This is a genomic window from Kamptonema sp. PCC 6506 (assembly GCF_000180455.1).
Lineage (GTDB): Bacteria > Cyanobacteriota > Cyanobacteriia > Cyanobacteriales > Microcoleaceae > Kamptonema > Kamptonema formosum.
On sequence record NZ_CACA01000071.1, the window covers coordinates 1 to 22,792 of the forward strand.

At 43.1% G+C, this 22,792-nt stretch carries 21 protein-coding genes; 9 read left to right on the plus strand and 12 right to left on the minus strand.

Features of this window, described 5'->3' with window-relative positions; translation table 11 throughout:
• Positions 1 to 2,822, minus strand: a 2,822-nt coding sequence (locus OSCI_RS27810) for a GAF domain-containing protein (RefSeq protein ID WP_157135543.1), incomplete at its 3' end; no start/stop codon positions are given.
• Between the two features lie 107 nt (positions 2,823 to 2,929).
• On the opposite strand from OSCI_RS27810, the gene wecB reads away from it, so the two are divergent.
• The 3 genes from wecB to OSCI_RS03430 all read left to right on the plus strand — a co-directional run bounded on the left by wecB (position 2,930) and on the right by OSCI_RS03430 (position 7,001).
• The gene (gene wecB / locus OSCI_RS03420) at positions 2,930 to 4,069 is read left to right on the plus strand and encodes a non-hydrolyzing UDP-N-acetylglucosamine 2-epimerase (RefSeq protein ID WP_007353458.1); all 1,140 of its coding nucleotides are present in this window, start codon (positions 2,930 to 2,932) and stop codon (positions 4,067 to 4,069) included.
• A 297-nt stretch (positions 4,070 to 4,366) separates the two neighbouring features.
• The gene (locus tag OSCI_RS03425) at positions 4,367 to 5,305 is read left to right on the plus strand and encodes a helix-turn-helix transcriptional regulator (RefSeq protein WP_007353459.1); all 939 of its coding nucleotides are present in this window, start codon (positions 4,367 to 4,369) and stop codon (positions 5,303 to 5,305) included.
• Between the two features lie 70 nt (positions 5,306 to 5,375).
• A complete protein-coding gene (locus OSCI_RS03430; protein ID WP_007353460.1) occupies positions 5,376 to 7,001 on the plus strand; it encodes a CHRD domain-containing protein in 1,626 nt (541 codons plus the stop codon).
• Between the two features lie 113 nt (positions 7,002 to 7,114).
• Here OSCI_RS03430 and OSCI_RS03435 read toward each other — a convergent pair whose 3' ends face one another.
• Positions 7,115 to 7,621: a glutaredoxin family protein gene (locus OSCI_RS03435; protein WP_007353461.1), complete on the minus strand. Its 507-nt coding sequence runs from the start codon at positions 7,619 to 7,621 to the stop codon at positions 7,115 to 7,117.
• Positions 7,618 to 8,115: a TIGR00725 family protein gene (locus OSCI_RS03440; RefSeq protein ID WP_007353462.1), complete on the minus strand. Its 498-nt coding sequence runs from the start codon at positions 8,113 to 8,115 to the stop codon at positions 7,618 to 7,620. The genes OSCI_RS03435 and OSCI_RS03440 overlap by 4 nt, the downstream gene beginning before the upstream one ends.
• A 2-nt stretch (positions 8,116 to 8,117) precedes the next feature.
• Between OSCI_RS03440 and OSCI_RS03445 the strand changes: the two genes are divergently transcribed.
• Positions 8,118 to 9,101, plus strand: a complete 984-nt coding sequence (locus tag OSCI_RS03445) for a DUF389 domain-containing protein (RefSeq protein ID WP_007353463.1) — start codon at positions 8,118 to 8,120, stop codon at positions 9,099 to 9,101.
• 28 nt (positions 9,102 to 9,129) lie between these two features.
• On the opposite strand, the gene OSCI_RS03450 is transcribed toward OSCI_RS03445, so the two are convergent.
• A complete protein-coding gene (locus OSCI_RS03450) occupies positions 9,130 to 10,011 on the minus strand; it encodes a 4-hydroxybenzoate solanesyltransferase (protein WP_007353464.1) in 882 nt (293 codons plus the stop codon).
• 273 nt (positions 10,012 to 10,284) lie between these two features.
• On the opposite strand from OSCI_RS03450, the gene OSCI_RS03455 reads away from it, so the two are divergent.
• The 4 genes from OSCI_RS03455 to OSCI_RS03470 all read left to right on the plus strand — a co-directional run bounded on the left by OSCI_RS03455 (position 10,285) and on the right by OSCI_RS03470 (position 14,136).
• Positions 10,285 to 11,925, plus strand: a complete 1,641-nt coding sequence (locus OSCI_RS03455; protein WP_019487532.1) for a Ppx/GppA phosphatase family protein — start codon at positions 10,285 to 10,287, stop codon at positions 11,923 to 11,925.
• A gap of 98 nt (positions 11,926 to 12,023) precedes the next feature.
• The gene (locus OSCI_RS03460) at positions 12,024 to 12,206 is read left to right on the plus strand and encodes a hypothetical protein (RefSeq protein WP_148288899.1); all 183 of its coding nucleotides are present in this window, start codon (positions 12,024 to 12,026) and stop codon (positions 12,204 to 12,206) included.
• A gap of 37 nt (positions 12,207 to 12,243) precedes the next feature.
• Positions 12,244 to 12,462 carry a hypothetical protein gene (locus OSCI_RS03465; RefSeq protein WP_007353467.1) on the plus strand — a complete coding sequence of 73 codons (219 nt, stop codon included), beginning with the start codon at positions 12,244 to 12,246 and terminating at the stop codon, positions 12,460 to 12,462.
• A gap of 240 nt (positions 12,463 to 12,702) precedes the next feature.
• Positions 12,703 to 14,136 (plus strand): protein adenylyltransferase SelO, encoded by a 1,434-nt coding sequence (locus tag OSCI_RS03470; RefSeq protein ID WP_007353468.1) that lies wholly within the window; start codon positions 12,703 to 12,705, stop codon positions 14,134 to 14,136.
• 87 nt (positions 14,137 to 14,223) lie between these two features.
• Here the strand turns inward: OSCI_RS03470 and argF are convergent, their stop codons facing one another.
• From argF to OSCI_RS03490, 3 genes are all read right to left on the minus strand, one after another.
• Positions 14,224 to 15,144 (minus strand): ornithine carbamoyltransferase, encoded by a 921-nt coding sequence (argF, locus tag OSCI_RS03475; protein WP_007353469.1) that lies wholly within the window; start codon positions 15,142 to 15,144, stop codon positions 14,224 to 14,226.
• A 104-nt stretch (positions 15,145 to 15,248) separates the two neighbouring features.
• Entirely contained in the window at positions 15,249 to 16,253 is a 1,005-nt protein-coding gene (gene dusB, locus OSCI_RS03480) for a tRNA dihydrouridine synthase DusB (RefSeq protein WP_007353470.1), read from the minus strand.
• Positions 16,254 to 16,789: 536 nt separating this feature from the next.
• Positions 16,790 to 17,755: an Rpn family recombination-promoting nuclease/putative transposase gene (locus OSCI_RS03490; RefSeq protein WP_007353471.1), complete on the minus strand. Its 966-nt coding sequence runs from the start codon at positions 17,753 to 17,755 to the stop codon at positions 16,790 to 16,792.
• A 58-nt stretch (positions 17,756 to 17,813) separates the two neighbouring features.
• Here OSCI_RS03490 and folB point away from each other — a divergent pair, with 58 nt between their 5' ends.
• Positions 17,814 to 18,179 (plus strand): dihydroneopterin aldolase, encoded by a 366-nt coding sequence (gene folB / locus OSCI_RS03495; RefSeq protein WP_007353472.1) that lies wholly within the window; start codon positions 17,814 to 17,816, stop codon positions 18,177 to 18,179.
• 45 nt (positions 18,180 to 18,224) lie between these two features.
• Here folB and nuoK read toward each other — a convergent pair whose 3' ends face one another.
• The 5 genes from nuoK to OSCI_RS03520 all read right to left on the minus strand — a co-directional run bounded on the left by nuoK (position 18,225) and on the right by OSCI_RS03520 (position 22,696).
• Positions 18,225 to 18,536 carry an NADH-quinone oxidoreductase subunit NuoK gene (gene nuoK / locus OSCI_RS03500; RefSeq protein ID WP_007353473.1) on the minus strand — a complete coding sequence of 104 codons (312 nt, stop codon included), beginning with the start codon at positions 18,534 to 18,536 and terminating at the stop codon, positions 18,225 to 18,227.
• A gap of 97 nt (positions 18,537 to 18,633) precedes the next feature.
• Positions 18,634 to 19,263, minus strand: coding sequence for an NADH-quinone oxidoreductase subunit J (locus tag OSCI_RS03505; RefSeq protein ID WP_007353474.1), 630 nt, complete (start codon positions 19,261 to 19,263; stop codon positions 18,634 to 18,636).
• Between the two features lie 179 nt (positions 19,264 to 19,442).
• A complete protein-coding gene (gene ndhI, locus OSCI_RS03510) occupies positions 19,443 to 20,033 on the minus strand; it encodes an NAD(P)H-quinone oxidoreductase subunit I (protein ID WP_007353475.1) in 591 nt (196 codons plus the stop codon).
• Between the two features lie 96 nt (positions 20,034 to 20,129).
• Positions 20,130 to 21,248 carry an NADH-quinone oxidoreductase subunit NuoH gene (gene nuoH / locus OSCI_RS03515; protein WP_007353476.1) on the minus strand — a complete coding sequence of 373 codons (1,119 nt, stop codon included), beginning with the start codon at positions 21,246 to 21,248 and terminating at the stop codon, positions 20,130 to 20,132.
• Between the two features lie 305 nt (positions 21,249 to 21,553).
• A complete protein-coding gene (locus OSCI_RS03520; protein WP_007353477.1) occupies positions 21,554 to 22,696 on the minus strand; it encodes a citrate synthase in 1,143 nt (380 codons plus the stop codon).
• Positions 22,697 to 22,792 lie beyond the last annotated feature (96 nt).

Here is a 22,792-nt window from a genome sequence, read left to right on the forward strand (position 1 = left end):
TTGCTCTCAACCCAAATTCTTCCATCCATAAGTTCGCATAAGCGCTGGCTGATGGCGAGTCCTAGTCCTGTCCCGCCGTACTGTCTGGTAGTGGAGGAATCAACTTGGCTGAAGGGTTTAAACAAGCGATCCATCCTGTCAGCAGGAATGCCGATGCCTGTGTCTGCGATCGCGAAAAGTATTTCATAGGTTGCTTCTGCCTCTGCGGGCGAGCGATCGGCAACTAATTGTGAATGCCCCTTCTGTACTGACACTATCACTCCACCATGATGAGTAAATTTAACCGCATTACTAAGTAAATTGACTAAGATTTGTCGTAGCCTCGTAACATCTCCCACAACTATCTTAGGTATTTCTGGATCTATCAAATAACCTATTTCTAACTGTTTTTCTGTAGCTTTGGATGTGACGAGATCCATAGCGCTCTCGATACAACCTTGTAACTCAAAAGGTTCTTTTTCTAAGTCAAGTTTGCCAGACTCAATTTTGGAAAAGTCAAGGATGTCGTTAATAATTGTGAGTAAAGCTTGACTGCTGCTGCGGACTGTTTCGGCACAGTCTTGCTGGTCGGGATTTAAGGGGGTTTCCAGCAATAAGTCAGTCATACCGATGACGGCATTCATGGGAGTGCGAATTTCGTGACTCATGGTGGCGAGAAATTCGCTTTTGGCGCGGTTGGCTAATTCTGCGGCGAGTCTGGCTTGTTCTAAGGCTTTATTTTGGGCGGCGAGTTTTTTACGGGCTTGTTTTTCTTGTTCTAGTAACTGAGCTTGAGCTAGGGCAATTCCGACTTGTGCGGCGACAGCTTCGAGCAATTCTATTTCGCCTATAGTCCATTGGCGTTGGCGATCGCACTGATGCAAGCCGATCGCACCGTTGGGTTCACCTTGGTAGGAGGTGCGGATTGCCAACATGGATTTTACTTGCAATTGTTCGTAGGGAATCAGCTTGTCTTGTAGCAGGGGGTCAACGGTGATATCAAAGGAGGCGATCGCTTGGTCTTGAGCCAGCACTTTCTGGGCGTGGAGGTTGCCTGTAACGGGAATTTCTATATCCAGTAAGGATTGATATCCCGGCTCTAGATATTCGGCCACGCGGTGTAGATGAGGATGGGGTGCGATCGCGTAAACGCTAATAATACAGCGGCTAACGCCAAAGGCATGACCAATCTGGGTGGCTGCTGTCTGAAAAATTTGTTTGGCATCTAAGCTTTGACGAATTTCTCTGGTAATTTTCCCCAGTAGTAAGCTGCGCTGAAATTGTTGGTGTAGGGCTTCTTGGGCGGCAAATCCGATCTTGGCACTGGCTAAGACGTTGGCGGTAGCTTGCAGAAAGTGAACGTCATCTGGGGTGAAGGTGCGTGTTTTGGTGGAATGGGTGACTAAAACGCCGAAGGGTCGATCAACGCCTGGGATTTGGACGCTGGTACAGGCCCGTAGGGTGGTGTTTTCTAATAGCTGTACGCTGTCAGTAAAAGGAGTTTCTAGGGTGAGATCTTCAACAATTACTGGTTCGCCAGAGCTTAAAGTAAAGGCAAATTGGGAATTGTCGTTAGATGAGGCGATCGCTACACCGATTAGATTCTGGGGCCAGCCAAACCCTGCCTGCAACAGTAAAGTCTGAGTTTGTGGCTGATATTCCCAGATTTGACAATACTCTACTTGCAGGGTAATGGCGGTGAGGGTGACAGTTTCATTCATGAGGTGGGGAATGGGAATCCCAGCTAGGGCTCGCTGACCGAGTTGAGCGATGGCGGCTGAGGCGCGGGCTTGGATGCCGAGTTTCTGTTCTGCGCGTTTGCGATCGCTGATATCTCGCAAAATTAGGGTAAATACTGATTCGTTTTTTAATTCCAGTTGGGAAATGGAGGCTTCAGCGGGGAATTCGCAGCCATCTTTGCGTCTGGCTGTAATTTCAGTCCGGTTTCCTTTGGTGTTTTGGGCAGCCTCAAGGGGTAGTAAGGTCTGCTTTGTGCTATTTTTTAAGCTCTGTTCGGGAAATAGCAGATTTAGAGATTGTCCTAAGACTTCGCTGGCGGTATAGCCGAAAATTTGTTCTGCACCTCGGTTAAAGAGTTGAATTTGTTGGTTTTTGCCTACGGAGATAATGGCATCTTGGGCAAGGTCGAGAATTCCCACCAGACGGATTTGGGAAGTTAATAGGGCTTCTTCTACTGAGGCGTTGCTGGCGATTTGAGCTTCTAATTTTTCAATGATGGAGGCGGCTGACTCGCTGTTGATGCTGAGGTTGGGTGCTAAATTTGTGGGGGTAGGATCGAGATATGGGTTTGTAAGGATATTCTGTGAGTGGGATAATCCCTCGTCGATCGACTCGCCCCTAGAATTTTCTCCTAAACTGTCTTCCTCAGTTGGCTTTGATATCTGACGATCGCTGGTATTCTGTCTTTCTGGGTTAAAGGCGAAGCCAGCCGCAGGCATCGCGTTTGCCACTGGCGGATTGAGAGTTTCTTGCTGGAGGCGAGTGGTTGTGGCGATCGCATAAGCTGCTGCTAGGGAAAGTACCAAGGTAAAAGCAGCACCGATCGTTGGTAGCCAATTGGTGGAATCATAAAGTCGGGAGATTGCCAACAGGTGGCTCGTACAGCCAGCACTACTGAAGGCTGCTAACATCAAGACAATCCAGTTGTAGGGAAGATTTCGCCGCTTCCAGGCAAAATAAACTAGGGTAGTCGCGATCGCACCCTCGCCCAAGACAAGTAGGGAATAGGGGATAATAGTCAGCGAAAAAAATGATGGCTCTGTGCGAGGAGGCGGAGGAGGACTAGAATTGAAGAAGGAAAAAATAGTTATCAAAAATTCCATTAAAATAATTCCTCCTGGTAGACAGGCAAAAATCTTTCTATTATTTATTCTGAAGTCTCTACTCCTCAGCCTTTAGGCGCGAGGAGAATCTCAATAACCTGATTTTAATGCCGAAATCCCCTATTCAGCGCACAAAAGCTATCCACCGAGTCTGCATCACCTTGGGAACCCGCCCAGAGGCGATTAAACTCGCCCCAGCGATCCAACTGTTCAAAAATTCGCCGTCCTTTGAGACTCAGGTAATTTTAACTGGTCAGCACCGCGAAATGGTTGAGCAAGTGATGCAGCTATTCGACTTTAAGGGCGATCGCGATTTAGCGATCATGCAGCATCAGCAAACTTTGACAGACATTACTTGTCGAAGTTTACAAGGCCTAGAAGCATTATTTAAAGAGTTGCAGCCAGAAATAGTATTGGTACAAGGTGATACAACCACTGCGTTTGCTGCTGCCCTAGCTGCATTTTACCAAAAAATTCCTGTAGGTCACGTAGAGGCTGGATTGCGTACTGATGATTTATTCAATCCTTACCCAGAGGAAGCCAACCGCCGCCTAATTTCACAGCTAACTCAGCTACACTTTGCTCCTACCGTATTAGCTGTAGAAAATCTCAAAAAATCGGGAGTTGTTGGTGCAATTCACCATACAGGAAATACTGTAATTGATGCTTTGCTTTCCGTCGCAAAACGACAGCCTGAGTGCAATATTCCTAATTTAGATTGGAGTCAGTATCGGACAATTTTAGCCACTGTTCACCGTCGAGAAAATTGGGGCGAACCACTGGCAGGAATTGCCCAAGCCTTGATCGAAATTTTAGATAAATTTCCCGATACAGCATTACTTTTGCCTTTGCATCGCAATCCAGTTGTCCGCGAACCTTTACAAGCTTTTTTAGGCGAGCATCCGAGAGTTTTCTTAACGGAACCTTTGGATTATGCAGAACTGGTAGGAGCGATTCAGCGTTGTTATTTAATCCTCACTGATTCTGGTGGATTGCAGGAGGAAGCCCCAAGTTTAGGTAAGCCTGTTTTGGTATTGCGAGAAACTACGGAAAGACCAGAAGCAATTGAGGCTGGAACTGCTAAACTTGTGGGTACTAATTCTAATACAATTGTGGCAGCAGCAGCAAAGTTACTGAGCGATCTGGAGGCCTACAATGCTATGGCTATGGCAATTAATCCCTTTGGGGATGGGATGGCGGCGCAACGAATTTTGAAAATTGTTGAAGATTATTTTATTAGTTGTTAGTTGTTGGTAAGTTAACTTGAGGGGACTTACGAACGAACTCAGTACGGCCGCCATCTTGGTGGTTCGTTTACCGCGCTTGGAAAGCGACGTTACTGATAGTTTTGCGTAAATCTTCAACCGCTTTCGTCAGTTAGCGTTAGGACACTCGTTCATGGCCCAAACCATTAACTCTCTTCCCCTCTTTCCCTCTTCCCTTCTTCCCTTTCTTTCCCTAGCCCCTAGCCCCTAGCCCCTAGCCCCTAACCGCCTTGGCGGTTACTATATAATTATTGAAATTGATTTTAGGAGAATCTTATTATGGGATGGGATCTAAATATTGAGATCAAAGATCCAGAAATATATATTAAGCAAGTACCAACTATTACTAAACATATCCCCCATTCAAAAGATTACAAAATTCAATGGCGACTTGCGAAATTAAAGAACTTCGAGATTCTTAATGTTGTTTGGGAAGCTGGTAGTACATATACCGCAGGATATACCTTTCCCGGCAAAATCGTATTCACATTTACGGATGGGGATCATATCTTAAAAGTTGGCTCTAAAGAACTCCTAGTTAATCAGAAACATCTGGTAATGAATCAGCCGGGAATCGAGGTAATCCGTCTGCGGCACTCATCCAAATATAGTGCGATATCAATTTATATAGATGAAGCTAGATTTTTAACTGAATTAAGCAAATATCTTGACAATTCCCCCGCTATTCCCAAAGTTATGCAAGTTATTGATAGTACAACTCTTTATGGTCATTCATTGTATCAAATGGTAATGACACTCTGGAATTTAATTGAAACTAACGGACATCCAATAGTAATTGAAAATCTAGAAATCGCTATTTTCTCAACTTTAGTACAAGGTACATCTTACGGTAATTCAGATAACCAAAATATCAAAGTATCCGAGACAGGAATCGCTCGTGTGCGAGAGGCGGCTGAATACATTCGCGCAAATATGAAAAAAGACCTTACAATTGCACAGATTTGCGCTGCAATGAATTGTAGCAGTCGCTCTCTGCAAATTGCTTTTGCTCGTCATTACGGTGTTTCTCCCAGTCAATTCCTACGAAATATCCGACTTGAAGCCGCTCGTCTTGAGTTAATGGAAAGTAACAAAACAATCACAGAAATTGCTTTTGAATATGGTTTTTATAATCCGGGTCGCTTTACAAAATACTTCCAGCAGCATTTTGGAAAAAAGCCTTCAGACATTTTGCGAAACAAATCTTTCGCAATTTGACTAGCGGAACTAGAAACCAGTAAGTTATAAATTTTATGTTGAAATAAATTAACACCCAGGTTAACGCGATATGGACTTATCAGCAATTGACTTAGGAATGCCTTCTGATATCGCTCAAGCGACTGAAGGCAATGATATATTCTTCTTCAATCAACTACCTGCTAACCAGATTAGTTTACTTTCTAATTCTCCAGGAAGGGACATTATTATGCTGTTGGGAGGTGACGACTGGGTAACTAATAACGAAGAGAGTCGCACTTATTACGGCATGGCAGGAAATGATACGATTATCGGGTTAGGAGGCAATGATATCTTATTGGGTAATGCTGGCAATGATTTACTCTGCGGAAATCAAGCATCTGACACGCTTTCGGGTGGTCAAAACAATGATACGCTCATCGGTGGTAAAGCTAGCGATATCCTTAATGGCGATATCGGTAACGATATTTTATTAGGAGACTTAGGAGATGATATTCTTACAGGGGGAGCTGGAAACGATACATTAACTGGAGGAGATGGTAGTGATATTTTTGTGATAGCTAAGTCTGAAGGGATCGATCTAATTACGGACTTTGAAAACGGTGTTGACTTTATCCAACTGAATCCCTCTTTAACTTTTAACGATCTCGCCATTACAACCACGAATTCAGGTCAAGTATTAGTTACTGATAAGATTGCCAATCAATCGCTATTTGTAATTAGTGGTATTGCAGCTAGCGACTTAACCGCCGCAGACTTTATTACAGGCACTTCTGAAGGCACTCCCGATCCTTTCGGAGAACGCTCTTTTACTAAGTATGAAGCATTCCTTAGCCCTCAACAAGAGCCAGGAGAAGCGATTGTATCAGATGCTAAAGGATATGGTAGTCTTAGTTTCCCTCAAAATCTGAGTTCTCTTCAGGTTGACGTTCAAATGTCTGGTGTCGATCCTTCAGAAATTGTTGGATTTCATATCCACTGCGGCCCTCCTGGTGTACTTGGGCCTATTGTTGTTGATTTGGGACAATTCGGAGTTTTCGATCGGACGGTTGTAGATAATAAATTTTCTGCCTTGGTTACGAATGAAAATATTACTTTAGTAGATTCTCCACCTGAGTTACCTGACGGTGTACCTCGCATTCCTGATGAAGGTTTGGTTAGTCAATCAAGCCAATTTACGGGACAAATTTCTGAGAATAGTACTCGTCAAGCTGCTCATTTAGGTGTCCCTCACACTCATGATGAAGGTTTACCTGAATCGGTTAAACCTACTGCACAAATTCCTGGCAATACTCCGAGTTTACCTACTAATTTATCTGAAGGTGTGCCAGGTTTGCCTGAATCAGTTCAACCTACTGCACAAATTCCTGGCAATACTCCGAGTTTACCTACTAATTTATCTGAAGGTGTGCCAGGTTTGCCTGAATCAGTTCAACCTACTGCACAAATTCCTGGAAATACTCCGAGTTTACCTACTAATTTATCTGAAGGTGTGCCAGGTTTGCCTCAATCGGTGGAGGATTTAGCACAACCTCCTGATAATGTTCCTCGTCTACCCGAAGGTTGTCCAGTTGAACTTGGCCTTCCCGGTCAAGTCAATACTGTTGCTGGTATAGAATCACTAGCAAGACGCGGCGCACTTTACTTTAACGTCCATACAGAGGATCACTCATTCTATGGGGAAATGCGAGGTCAAGTTTATCCAGCACAGGCGTAAAATATAGGAAGGATTTACGCAAAACTATCTGTAACGCCGCCATCTTTGGTTTTTTTACCGCCAAGATGGTAGCGTTACGAAGTTTTACGTAAGTCTTGATATATTTGCTATTCTTACTTAGATTTTTCGGGATCGGAGAATGTGTTCTTAAAATTACGACTCCCTCGATATCCAGATGCGTTAGCCAGTTCATCTAAAAATTGCATACCCCTATAAAATTGACCATTAATCTCCCAAGTTGGATATCCTGTAATATTAGCGTCTCGGCATAGATTTGGCTGAGCATTTTTCCCCTTGGGATCGCACTCAATATATTCAATCGTAGCAAATGCTTCTTTGCCAAAAAGCTCCTCCTGTGCGTGGCAGTAAGGACACCAATAAGCACCATACATTTTAACTTTTAGGCTTTGCAAGTGAGCGGCTAATGCCATTTCATCGGGCCCAGAATTAGTAGTAATCGGGGGTGCTTCTTGTTCACCAGATGGTCTTGTGTCACGGGAAATTTCCTTTGCGATCGCGCTAGGAAATCCTTCTGCACCTACTTTAGCTGATGCAGTGGTAAAAGCTGCCAAACTAATTAAAATACCACTCAAACATAAAGGCAATTTGTTGAATTTCATCTTTCAGTTAATAAGATTTGACGAGTTTGCTCAATAGCATCTATAACAGTATTTACCACAAAAACATTCACTGGTGACAAATTACGGAAAAAAACTTTACTTGATTCGTCACTGTTTAACAATATAACTTTTTTATTGGCTTTGATCGCTAGGGCAATTTCGGAAGCAGTACCCGCACCCATACCACAGGCAATAATTACATCAGAAGAGAGAACGTTGATATTATTGCGAGCGCTGCCAATATCAGTCACAATGGCAATGTCTACAGCTTCAGAGGTATAATTAGTATTGTTATTGGGAAGGATACCAACAGTTAGACCGTTTGCTGCTTTTGCTCCTTGATTTGCAGCATCCATAACGCCGCTATTCCAACCCCCTGTTAGCAGCACCCATCCTGCTTGAGCAATGAGCTTTCCCAGTTGATAGGCATTATCCAAATCAGTTGAGGTGGGGTTATTACCAGGCCCCATAACTCCAATAATAATTTTTCTCATATATGAATAAAGTTTCCTTAGAAGAAATTGAACAGATTCGGGACTCTTTGCTAGAAGATTCTCATCTTAACCTCAATTATATGGTTTTGACTGTTAGCGCTTGTCTAATTGCTAGTTTTGGTTTGCTAAGCAACAGTACGGCTGCGATCATTGGGGCGATGATTATTGCTCCTTTGATGATGCCACTACGGGGGTTGGCCTTTGGAGCTTTACAGGGAAATGCTCGGTTATTTCGCCACAGTTTAATCTCGCTAATTGTGGCGACTGGTGTAGGAATTCTGCTGTCTTGTTTTTTGGGTATTATTGTTGATTTGCCGGAATTTGGTTCGGAAGTTCTAGCTCGCACTCAACCTAATTTAATTGATTTAGGTATTGCGGTGGTTGCTGGTGGGATGAGTGGTTTTGCAAAAACGCGACCGAAAGTGGGAGATGCGATGGCGGGAACTGCGATCGCGGTTGCTCTTATGCCTCCTCTTTGCGTTATTGGTTTAAGTCTTTCTCAGGGATATTGGCAGTTTAGCTGGGGAGCTTTTTTACTGTATTTAACTAATCTTTTGGGGATTGTTTTAGCTTGTATGCTAGTCTTTATCTGGGCTGGATATGCAAAAAAAGGGAAAACTAAACGAGCGCTTGCTTATGCTTTTGCTTTGACTGCTGTGCTGGTTATTCCTTTAGGAATTAGTTTCGTACAACTGATTAGACAAGCTCAGTTACAAGCAACTCTTAAAACTCTTTTAGTCAGCCGGACGGTGACAGTTGGTCAGCAGGTAGAGTTGATCAAAACTGAGGTAGACTGGACTGCGAAGCCTCCTCTTGTCCGCTTGATTGTGCGGGCAAATAAACCTTTAACTTCTAAGCAAGTAGATTTAGTAGAACAATTTATTCAGAAGGAAATGAAAAGGCCTTTTCAATTAGTTTTTCAAGTGCGAGAAGTTCAGGAAGTAAGGTCGAAAGATTTTTCTAAGGAGCCAAAAGGTTGGCCTTAATAGGATTTACGCACCCAACCAACTAAAATCAAAAAATTGCTCCGCTAATCATCCCAGCAAGTAGAATGAAGCCAATCCAAACATTTTGACGAAAGATCGCGCCGTAAACTGGTTTCGGTAAATCTTTTTGGCGCAGTTGATTATACTGTAATATCCATAAAATGGCGGCGAAACCAATTCCCAGCCAGAAGCCAAGATGCAATTGCATATTTATGCCTGTTGCTGCTAACAAAACAACGGTCAAAAGAAAGAAGATACCAACGGCGTTGGCGCTGTTATCTCCAAAGAATATGGCACTGGAATTAACTCCCAGACGTTGGTCATCTTCTCGATCGCTCATGGCGTAAACTGTATCAAATCCTAATGTCCAAAATACAGTTGCTCCCCATAAAAAGCCGGTGGGTATTTCTAAACGGGAAACTAACGCACTCCAGCTAATTAATACTGCAAAGCCCCAGGCAATAGATAATACTAATTGGGGGATGGGAAAGACTCTTTTTGCTAATGGATAACAGATAATGATCGGGACGGCTGCTGCACTCAGCCAAAAACTGAGAGGATTAAGATAAAGTGCAAGAACGGCGGCGCAAATAAAGGAAATTAAGGCGACTCCGATACCTGTTTGGATTGTGAGGGCGCGGGAGGCGAGGGGGCGCGATCGCGTCCTTTCTACTTCGGGATCGATATCGCGATCCCAGAGGTCGTTAACGACGCATCCAGCGGCGCTAGTGGCTAAAGTACCTAGCACAATTACGCCTACTAAGGGTGCAGGGGGAGTGCCGCGTCCGGCTAAAAAAACGGCCCAAAGGGCAGGAATCATTAAAATTAGCCGTCCTGCTGGTTTATCCCATCTCAGCAGCCGCATAATAGTAAGCAATTTGGGTTCGGATTTAGGCTCGGATGCAATCATTTTGAATTGTTAATTTTGATTTGATCTGATTTTTACACCAAGGTTGAGAAGGGGCAAGATACCAGTACCACAACTAAAAATTAAAAATTAAAAATTAAAAATTAAAAAATTAAAAGTAGCATAGCACAAGAGGATTTTTAATCTTACATTTTTAATGACCTAGAGATCGCTACAGCCATATTGTAATTGTACAAAATATTTACTTTTATTTAGGCTACGACCTAACAAAATTCGTGGGATAATAAATAGATGTGTTATCTTCCATAAATTCCAATGGTTAGTTCAGTTCCTTTAGTGAGGATGCCTAATCCTTCTGCGGAGCAAAACCGCATTCTTGCCGCCCTGGATATGGGTACAAACTCTTTTCACATGGTGGTAGTTCGTATTGATGTAGCGCTGCCTGCCTTTACAATTATTGCTAGAGAGAAAGAAAGTGTCAGATTGGGGGATTGTGACCCCAAAACTGGCAACTTAAAACGAGAGGTAATGGAAAAAGGAATCGCAACTTTACGACGCTTCCAAGATATTGCTAAAACCTTTAATGCTGAACAAGTAATTGCTGTAGCTACGAGTGCGGTGCGAGAAGCTCCAAATGGTCGCGATTTTCTCAAGCGAATTGGCGATCAATTAGACCTCAATGTTAATTTAATTTCCGGTCAAGAAGAAGCGCGGAGAATTTATCTAGGCGTGTTGTCGGCGATGGAATTCAACAATCAGCCCCATATTATTATTGATATTGGGGGAGGATCTACGGAGTTAATTTTAGGTGATTCTCTAGAACCTCGTTCTCTCAGCAGTACCAAAGTAGGTGCTGTTCGCTTAACCGGAGAATTGGTTAAAACTGACCCGATTAATCGAGATGAGTTTGCGTATTTGCAAGCTTATATTCGGGTAATGTTAGAACGACCGATTGATGATTTATTAGCTAATTTGGATGTTGATGAGTTGCCGCGTTTAGTTGGCACTTCTGGTACTATTGAAACTCTAGCAATTATTAACGCTCGTGAGAAATTGGGGATAGTCCCTAATCCCTTGGCTGGCTATCAGTTAAGCCTCAAAGATTTGCGGGATTTAGTTACTCGCTTTCGCAAGCTTTCTAACTCGGAAAGACTGGCAATTCCTGGGATGTCTGACAGGCGTTCCGATATTATTTTAGCAGGAGCGGTGATTTTACAGGAAGCGATGGCTTTACTGGGGGTGGAGTCGTTGACTGTTTGCGATCGCTCTCTCCGAGAGGGGGTAATTGTTGATTGGATGCTAGCGCATGGTTTGATTGACAATCGCTTGCGATTTCAAAGTTCAATCCGTCAGCGTAGCATTATGCAAATGGCCCAGAAATATGATGTTAATTCTGAATACAGCGAACGAGTTGCAGCTTATGCACTAAATTTGTTTGACCAAACTCAAGGGATTCTCCACAATTGGGGAACAGAAGAAAGAGAATTGCTTTGGGCTGCTGCGATTTTACACAACTGCGGTTTGTATGTCAGCCATTCAGCACATCATAAGCATTCTTACTATTTAATTCGCAATGGTGAGTTATTAGGTTACACTGAAACTGAGATTGAAATTGTGGCAAATTTAGCTCGTTACCACCGCAAAAACAATCCGAAAAAGAAACATGATAATTATCACTCCTTGCCTAAAAAATATCGAGAATTAGTGAATCAATTGCATCCTCTATTGCGGTTAGCAGTGGCATTAGATCGGCGGCAAATTGGCGCAATCTCCGAGATAAAATGCGAATATCACCCAGAAGTTCGAGAATTACACTTGCGGCTAGTACCAGCCGAATTAGATGATGATTGTGCTTTAGAACTCTGGAGTATAGATTATAAGAAACCTGCTTTTGAGGCTGAATATAATCTCAAATTAATAGCCACTTTGGAACCAGTTATTACTAGCCCTTTTTAACGATTTGTAGAAAGAAGCGATCGCCTACGAGTGTTATTTGACCGATCGATAAGAGCGATCGCTTCCTGTGTTGATAAAATAAATCAGAATTGAAAAATTTGGATTCAATAATTACAGAAAATCCTATACCTGTGAACGGCAAGAATAACAATATTGAAACTTCACTAAGATTAGCCAAACAAGAAACGATACGGCAATTGGTAAAAGTTGGTTTAACAGCAGAGCAAATTGCCCAAGTTCTAGATTTGCCACTGGAGGAAGTACAGGAAAAGATGCGATAATAGAGGTAAACGTTGAGTTAAGCGATCGAGCAAAGCCATGAAAACATCAACTCAGGTAAACGATATTTTGCAAGCCATATCTGACCTCGATCTTGAGGAACAGTCTTATATTGCTGAAATTCTTACCAAAAGAACGATCGAATTGAGAAGAAATCAAATAGCCTCAAGAGCTAAAGAAGCTGAGGAGAATTATAGATTGGGTAATGTTCGTGCTGTTACTGTTGAAGATTTGATGAGGGATTCAAGCAATGATTGACCTTATTTCGGATGAGCCGTTCTTACGAATATTGAAAAAGTGGCGAAAGAAGCATCGGCTTGTCTTCAAATTTCTCTCTGACAGCAAAGTGTTACTAATCGATCTTGGAACTCACGATGAAGTTTACTAATTCCATTGATTGAGCTTATTGTGTTGGGGTTTCATCCGCCATAAGAGCGGAAGTATAATGTAATATCGTTTAAATGCTCAACAGCTTATCTGATTTACCGGAAAATAGCAATGTCAAATCCCTTCCTCACTCTCAATTACGAAACTGCCATAGAATCTTTAGGTAGTGATTATTTTGATGAAGTCACCGCCGCTGACTTTCCTCTGCATATCCTCCGCTTCCGCAATGACCAATTATTGCCGATATTAGGACTAGATCCCAAACAAGTAACTGACGAAGATTTTACCACAGCCTTTGGCAAATTTCACTGCGTCCGCCCCTTCCTCGCACTCTGCTATCATGGCTATCAATTCAACGAATATAACCCTTATTTAGGCGATGGTAGAGGTTTTCTATACGGTCAAGTTCGTGGCATTGATGGCAAACTTTATGACTTCGGTACTAAAGGTTCTGGCCGCACTCCTTACTCCCGTACTGCTGATGGTAGACTCACTCTTAAAGGAGGAGTTAGAGAAGTTTTAGCCGCTGAAGCTTTGCATCGATTGGGTGTCCGTACTTCCCGATGTTTGAGCATGGTTGAAACTGGCGATTCACTGTGGCGAGGCGATGAACCTTCTCCCACTCGTTCATCAGTAATGGTACGTTTTAGTCAGTCTCATATCCGCTTTGGAACCTTTGAAAGATTGTATTTTTTGAGACGGAATGATTTAATCAAAAAGCTTCTAGATCACGTTATTCAATACTATTACCCTGAATTACATTTTCAGACAGGCAGAATGCCAGTCCCAGAATCAGAGCAATATGCACTATTTTACGCAGAATTAGTGAAGCGAGTAGCGGAATTAGTTGCTCAGTGGATGGCAGCAGGATTTTGTCATGGAGTGCTAAATACTGATAATATGTCGATTACTGGAGAAAGTTTTGACTATGGGCCCTATGGGTTTATCCCCACATATAAACCTCAGTTTACAGCGGCTTATTTTGACTATTCGGGACTTTACTCCTACGGCAATCAACCATTTATTTGCCATTTGAATTTAGAGAGGCTTCAACAACCGCTAGCTGCTGTAATTGACCAAAAAGATATGCAGGCTGCACTGGCAAAATTTGGTGAATACTATAATGCTAGTTATCAGCAATTAATGCTAAATAGATTGGGTTTCGATCGGTTGCCAGATTCCGAAGCCGAAGAATTGTTGCAACTGACGATTAAACTATTGAGTGAGACTCAGGTAGGCTATCACGATTTCTTTTTAGAATTGAGAAAACAGTTTTCTCAAGATTGGCGTGAGGATAGCAGTCTAATTTTTAAGGACGTTGAACCCGCAGAAATTATCGCACCTTGGCGGCAGCTTTACCATCATCTTTTGCAGACTTTATCGCCTGCGGATATGGAGGAAATACGCTTGCGGTTGCGGCGTTATAACCCCGAACAATCTTTACTTAGAATCATCATTGAGGAAGTTTGGGAATCTATTGCGACTGACGATAATTGGCAGCCATTTTATGAATTAGTTAATCGGATACAAGATACTAATGGGTAATTGGTAATTGGTAATTGGTAATTGGTAATTATTAAGATTAAAACCAAGTTAACGGTTAACAGTTAACAGTTAACCGTTAACCGTTAACTAATCACTGCCTAAAAGAGTAGCTAACAAAGCTTTTTGAGCGTGCATCCGATTTTCTGCCTCATCCCAAACACGCGATCGCGCACCTTCGATCACCGCATCCGTAATTTCCTCATCCCGATGTGCTGGCAAACAATGCAGTACGATCGCATCCTTATCCGCCAACTCCATCAACTTTTCATTCACCTGATAAGGCTGAAAAACGGGAATCCGCATTCTCGCTTCCTCTTCCTGGCCCATACTTGCCCAAACATCAGTATAAACCACTTGCACACCCTGCATCGCAGTTGCCGCATCCGTAGTAATCATCACTTCCGTTTTCCCCTTAGCGATCGCCTTTGCTTGCTTCACAATTCCCGCATCTGGCTGATAATCGCTAGGAGTAGCAATTCTGACATTCATACCTACCATTGCACATCCCAACAGCAGAGAATTAGCCATATTATTGCCATCCCCAAAATACGCCAAAGTCAGCCCTTCAAAACTACCAAAACACTCCTTAACTGTCATCAAATCCGCTAAAACTTGACAAGGATGTTCCAAATCAGTCAGTGCATTAATCACAGGAATCTTAGCGTAATCAGCAAAAGTTTCTAAATCCTTATGTTCAAAAGTTCTGATTGCCACAATATCGAGATATCTATCTAAAACCCGCGCCGTATCGACCAAAGGTTCCCCACGACTTACTTGCGTCACATTCGGATTTAAGTCAATAACTTGACCTCCCAGTTGATACATTGCCACCGAAAAACTCACCCGCGTTCGAGTAGAAGCCTTAGAAAAAACCAGCCCCAAAACCTTATTTCGCTGTAACTTTAACATTCCCGACTTCAGGTTTGCTGCCAGATCCAGCAGATAGTTTAATTCTTCAAAACTTAAGTCTGCCAGACTTAATAAATCCCGCCCTTTTAATGTATCCATCCTTACCTCAAAATATAATTGTTTAGGGAATTACCCGCAAATTACGTAACACCTCCCTCTGGGCGGTTTAGTTACCACCTCGAAGGCGGCATTACGTAACAAAATCACAACTGTTGAATTGCCCGATCGATCTTCTCGCAACCTTCTTCAACTGTTTCAACAATTGCCAATTGACCGCGCAATTCGCCAGCATTAGCGAAGCCCTTAGCATACCATGTTAGATGCTTACGTGCTTGACGAATACCGCTCTCGCCCTTATATTCCCACAACGCCCGCAAATGTTCCTTAGCACATTCCAAGCGCTCAATTGGTGTCGGTAATATCTTTTCCATTCCAGTTTTTAAGAAATAATCAATTTCTCCTACTAAAAATGGATAACCCAAAGTTCCTCGCGAACACATCACACCATCCGCGCCCGTTTCTGCTAAACAATTGACGGCCGCTTCAACAGAAAAAATATCTCCATTAGCAATCACTGGAATCGAAAGAATTTCCTTAACGCGGCGAATCCATTCCCATTTTGCCGGGCCGTTATAACCTTGAGCGCGAGTGCGACCGTGTACAGTAATCATCTGTGCGCCTGCATCCTGCATTCGCTTGGCAAATTCTAAAATAGTAATTTCTTTATCTGACCAACCAATGCGAGTTTTAACAGTAACAGGTACGTTCACAGCTTTAACAACTGAACGCACAATTGCCTCTGCATTTTCTGGATCTCGCAGCAAAGAAGAACCGCCACCATTTTTAGTAATTTTGTTAACAGGACAGCCCATATTAATATCAATTGTATCTGCTCCTTCTTTTTCAGCCATCACCGCCGCCGCTGCCAAAAAATCGGGCCGACAATCAAATAATTGAATGCTAATCGGGCGTTCATTAGGGTCAACTTCCATAATTCTTGGCAGTTGCTTAACGTAATGCAGTCCAGTCGCATTTACCATCTCGGTGTACATCATCGATTCTGGTGCGTAGCGACGTACTAAGCGACGAAATACTAAGTCTGTAACGCCCGATAATGGCGATTGTAAAACGCGGCTTTTGACTTCAAAAGAGCCGATTTTTAGAGGTGTTGCTAATCTTTGTTGTAATTCAGGAGACAAGACAGGCATGATCGATTGTAAGTTATAGCTAGGGGTTAGAGGCTAGGGGCTAGGGGCTAGGGAAAGAAGGGAAAAAAGAGGGAATATAATCAATTTTCAGCCATGAGCGAGTGTCCTAATCGTTTTGGCGATTGCTATACTTATAATATCAATATTTTATCTTAATAATTTGCGGCATCGTGGAATTTGTTGTAATTGACCTACGTTCGCAGGTGAAAGCATTGAGGCCACATCTTCAAGGCTGGACAAAAGAGGAGATAATAATATGGCTCAGTCAGTATGGAAAAGTTGAGGTTTTCGAGTTTAAGCTCAGCAATTCAATCTTTGCGGATTTGCCTGAACATTTTACCTTTACGTCACGCTGTGGTCTTGATTCTGTCTTCTATTTTGGTAATGATAATTCGTTACAAGTCATTTATCAATGGGAAAGTTAACATTGCCTAAAGTCAATAGAATAAGATTTGACTTTTCGTAATGTATGATGCTCTCTACAATCAAAAGTGCCGTGATGCGATCGCTTGAGAGCGATCGCGCCTACTCACCCCCTAACTCTCACCCTCACCCACCGCAAGCAACTCCTGAAAATCCAATATAGAAGGAATCGCGATCGCTTCCCTTAGCAAACGGCGCAACACAGACATATCAGCTATCATATTAACAGCTTGCCTCACCTCTAAAGGCACAATTTCAAACCGAGCTTCTAAGATTTCAAGCACAGACTCACGAGCATTTTGCAATGCGCCTCGCTCAGCACCCTCTTCCATTGCCATCTCTTCAATTTGACTCAAAAAACGCATCGATCTATCCTCCTGATAACGCCTCAAATCATTTTTAAATTGCTGTTCTAACTCTACTGGCAACCTCATCATTCTATCAATAAAACGGAACAAATCGACCACCTCATCTCTACTATAACCTCTGTCAAATAAACTCCTCACCAAACTCCACTTCCACAATTTCCTCTCTTGCGGTAAACCCCGCGTCACCTGCGTCTTCAAATGAGCCATCACCATCACAGCGAAAGGATTTCTACTACTCTCTAAGCTCTGCCATTGACTTTCATAATCTAACAGTTTCGCAATCGGAAACTCCAGACTCACCCGACAACCACCCAAAGCATAGCCGTAACTAGATGGTCGCCAAGATGCCTGCTCATCCCCCAACACTGCTAAACTGATCGCTGAACGCTCATAACGGTCAAAAGTCCTGTAATTATATTGATACATCCGCTTAGCAAAGTCAGACTTAACTTGGCTCTGCACCTCCACATGAATCAACACCCATGCTTCTTCCCCATCTCGCAGCCACACCTGAAACAACTTATCAGCAAAACGCTTTCCTGAGTCCCCCTCCCCAACAATCTGTTGCAATTCTTGTTCTAGAGATTGAGGCGGAATGCTCCAATCAATTAATCCATGAACTTCGGCGAAAAAAAATGCCAAAAATGCTTCAAAATAGATATCTAGCGCCTGTTTCCAAGCCCCATCAAAATCAGCTTGTAGTTCGCTCACCCTAACTCCTGTTCGTTCCAATATTGCTTTATATCATCCATCATCATAAAATAAAGAAATGGACTCAATTCAACTCACTGGAATTCGCTGCTACGGATATACTGGCTACCTACCAGAAGAACAAGTCTTAGGTCAATGGTTTGACGTTGATGTTACTCTCTGGCTGGACTTATCTAAACCAGGAAACAGCGACAAAATCGAAGATACTCTCGACTATCGCACCACCATAGCCACTGTTAAGCAGCTAGTTAAAACCTCTAAATTTGCCTTAATAGAACGCCTAGCAGATGCAATTGCCCAAGAAATATTACAGCAGTCTTCTTTAGTGGAAAAAGTCAAAATTAATTTATCAAAACCCGCCGCCCCCATACCCGACTTTGGTGGCAAAATTACCTTAGAAATTACGAGAACTAAAAACGGTTAACTATTAACAGTTAACGGTTAACAGTTAACCGTTAACTGTTAATAGTTACCATTTCAAGAGATTAAACTCTTCCATGTCAACAGTATCGCGGTTACGGTAAATAGTCAGCACAATTGCCAAACCTACCGCCGCCTCAGCAGCAGCTACAGTTAGCACAAACACTGTAAATACCTGACCCTTAATATGTACCGGGTCTAGGAAATTAGAAAATCCCATCAAATTGATATTAACAGCATTGAGCATCAGCTCAATTGACATCAGCACCCGGACTGCATTTCGGCTAGTAATCAAGCCGTAAATGCCAATACAAAACAAGGCCGCACCTAGTAACAGAAAATACTGGAGTTGTAATTGCATAAAATTCTTGATTCTCTCCCATTAAAATTACTAAAAACTAGAATAGTAACGCCACCCTACTAAAGATTATTTAATCGCTATTAGGGCAGCATTACTATCATTTTTTGACATCTGACGAACTACCATCGCCCGAGACAGAAACCAATTCACGAGGTCTTTCTGCCAAGGTCAAAACAGGTTGCTTAAGTGGCTGTCCGGCTATTTCATCCGGTAAGTAGTCGCGGCGAGCTAAAATAATTGCTCCCACCATTGCCATCAACAAAAACACCGATGCTAGCTCAAATGGTAGCAAAAAGTCAGTGAAGAAATGCTTGCCAATTACTACAATAGAACTCTCACCCGCAGGTAAGGTTGCTGTTGAAATAGCCCAGGGTGTTGATAATACCATTGTTCCCAAAAGTGCAAACAATGCTACACAAACTACAGCAGTTGCAGCTTTTCGCACCCAAGCATTGGAAATCGCTCGAAAGTCTTCTCGCTTGTTTACCAACATAATGGCAAACAAAATCAAGACGTTAACAGCTCCCACGTAAATCAAAACTTGGGCCGCTGCTACAAAGTCAGCGTTGAGCAAAAGGTATATTCCCGCAATGCTCATAAACACTCCAGCTAATAAAAAAGCTGAGTAGACGATATTGGAAAACAGCACTACACCCAAAGCTGCTGCAATCATCATTACGGCTAACAGGCCGAACGAAACAATCTGAACCCCTTCTGCTAGATTCACAATTTAGTCCCTAATTCCTAATTGTTAGTGGTTAGTTGCTAATTGTTAGTTGTTAGTGGTTGAGTGGTAATTGGTAATTGGTAATTGGTAATTGATAATTGGTAATTGGTATCTTAATACTATCAACTATCAACTATCAACCATCAACTAACAACTAACCACTAACAATTAACTAACAACTAATTTGTTTTTTCTGCATTTTCCAGAATCTCTTCTGGGCGTAAACCAGCACGCCGAGCCGTGTGTGACACTTCATGCGGATCGTTTACTCCTTTCGGTAAATAAGCAAATTCTCGCATTGGCGAAACCATCGGATCGTCTGTAACTTTGTAAGGCAAGCGACCTAAAGCCACATTGTCAAAGTTTAATTCGTGGCGCTCGTAAGCCGCTAATTCATATTCTTCTGTCATCGACAAACAGTTTGTCGGACAATATTCTACACAGTTACCGCAGAAGATACAAACTCCGAAATCAATACTGTAGTGCTTGAGTTGTTTCTTCTTCGTTTCCTTGTTAAATTCCCAATCCACAACGGGTAAGTTTATCGGACAAACCCGTACACAGACTTCGCAGGAAATACACTTATCAAATTCAAAGTGAATTCTGCCCCGAAACCGCTCTGAGGGGATGAGTTTTTCGTAAGGATACTGCACTGTAATCGGACGGCGGCTCATGTGGTCAAAGGTGACGGATAGACCTTGACCGATATACTTAGCTGCTTGCAGACTATCTTTGGCGTAATCGCTAACTTGTTTGAGGAATTTTAGCATCGTGTTCTCTCTTTGAAGGAAGAAGGAAGAAAGAAGAAGGAAGAAGAGAGAAGTATGAAATTTAATAGTTCACACTTCATATTTCACACTTCTTGCTTAGCCGCCAAATGCAAAGGGGAAGGTAAGTTTTAAAGCTGCTGTCAACAGTAGGTTTACTAGAGACACGGGCAATAAAAACTTCCAGCCCAGGTCTAGTAATTGGTCAATCCGAACTCGTGGGAGCGTCCAGCGTAAAAGAATTGCCAGAAACAGCAAGAAGTAAGCTTTCAGCAGCGTCATCGTGATGCCGAGAGTTGCTGTAATTACTTGCAACCAAGGAGTTGTATCGCTCACTCCTAGCAAGTTTCCCAGCAGTTCTACGGGAATTGGGCAATTCCAACCGCCCAGATACAAAACTGCTACTAACAGGCAAGATAGGAGGAGGTTGACATAGGAAGCGATGTAATACAAGGCAAATTTCATGCCTGTATATTCAGTTTGGTATCCTGCGACCAATTCTTCCTCTGCTTCGGGGAGGTCAAAGGGTAAGCGTTCGCATTCTGCCAGTGCTGCTATCAAGAAGATGATAAAACCGGCAGGTTGTCGCCAGAGATTCCAGCCGAGAATGCCGTAGCCAGATTGTTGTTGCACGATATCGATCGTACTCAGGCTATTGGACATCATTGCGATCGCTAATACTGACAATGCCAGAGGAATTTCGTAACTAATCGACTGAGCAGCGGCTCTGAGTCCACCCAGAAGCGCATATTTATTGTTGGAGGCATAGCCCGACATCAGCAGGCCGATCGGCTGAATGCTACCCAGGGCAATCCATAGAAAAACCGCTGTCCCTATGTCAGCGATTACCAAATTTTGTCCAAAGGGAACGATTAAGTAGGACAGAAAAACTGGAATCACAACAATCATCGGGCCCAATGTAAACAGCAATGGGTCAGACAATGCGGGGACGATATCTTCCTTGAAAAGCAGTTTCAAACCATCGGCAAGGGGTGCGAGCACTCCGAGAGGCCCGATAAATTCTGGCCCGATGCGCTGTTGGGCAGCGGCCGAGATTTTCCGCTCTAGCCAGACGGCGACGAGTAAGCCGACTGAGGCTCCCAGAATCACTACTAACATCGGCAGCGGTAGCCACACCAGTTTGGCGATATCCCCTGGCAAGCCCAAATTGGTTAGGGCTTGTACAAAACTTCCTTGTAAGTCTATTCCTGCATTCATTTGGCCAGCTTCAGACTCATCACATATAATTTTGAACTGTTGCGCCGCAAGCGTTGCACTACTTGAGTGGGCTTGCGGAACTTCTGTAAAGATTTTGTAATGCTTTACCGCCTAACAGTATACCGTTCCAAAGCGTAGGCAAACGCGGGCAACCGTGAAATTATACTTATAACTAGGGGCTAGGGGCTAGGGGCTAGGGGCTAGGGAAGGAGAGGGGGAGAGGGGGAGCAGAGGAGTAGGGGGAGATGGGGAAGATGAGTAATTAGCCATTAGCCATTACCAATTACCAATTACCAATTACCAATTTAACTCCGTTTTTCAATCGGCGTATAAGGAACTCCATGCTCCCCTGTATAGATTTGAGTCGGTCGATAGATGCGGTTTTCGTGTAGCTGTTCTCTCCAGTGAGCTAGCCATCCCGCAACCCGTGCGATCGCAAACACTGGCGTAAACAAATCCGTTGGAATCCCCATTTTTCGGTAAACCAAACCTGAGTAGAAATCTACATTCGAGTAAATTCCTTTGTGACCCAGTTTTTCCTCTACGACTTCCTCTAATTTCAGAGCAATATCGTAATACTTATCATGGCCAAATTTCTCAAACAGTTGTTCTGCTAATCCTTGAAGAATGGTTGCTCTGGGGTCTTTCACTTTATAGACTCGGTGTCCAAAACCCATGATTTTGTGTTTGTTTTCCACACACTTTTCTACATAGGCTCGTACATTTTCTGGAGAGCCAATTTCTTCGAGCATATCAATTACTTCTTCATTCGCTCCCCCATGCAGCGGCCCCGCTAGAGTTCCTACTGCTGAAGCAACCACTGCATAAGGGTCTGTGAGGGTGGAAGCTGTCACCATTGCCGAAAATGTAGACGCATTGATCGTATGTTCGGCGTGGAGGGTGAGGCAAACATCAAAAACGTAAGCGGCCAAGGGATCTGGTTCCCGCTCGTTGAGCATATACAGGAAGTTGGCGGAGTAGTCCAAATTATCCCTTGGTTGTACGGGATCGTTGCCTTTTCGCATTAACTGGAATGCCGCTACCATTGTGGGAATTTTCGCTAGCAGCCGCACTACTGCTTCCCGGACATATTCTTGATTGGGCAGAGCCCGACGGGAATAGAATAAGCCCAAGGCGGCTGCGGATGCTTGCAGAGCGTCCATTGGATGGCCCGTTTCTGGGAAGCATTTCATCATGTCCCGGATGCGGTATTTGACTCGTCTGTGATACCGAATTTGGTGCTCAAAGGCTGCAAGTTCTTCTTTTGTTGGTAATTTCCCCCATATTAATAAATATGAAGTTTCCAGAAACGAACTTTTGGCTGCGAGTTCTTCAATACTAATTCCCCGATATTCCAGCAAGCCTTTTTGTCCATCGACGTAGCTAATGCTGGACAAGGTAGCGGGTACACCTTCTAAACCTGGCTTGAAATCGCCGATGACAACCATGAGATTACCCTTTGTGCGAGCTGAACCTACTCAAGTTACATTACCAGAAAGTTTTGTGGTGTCGCCTATTTAACAAGTGTTATTTTACAGGTTTTA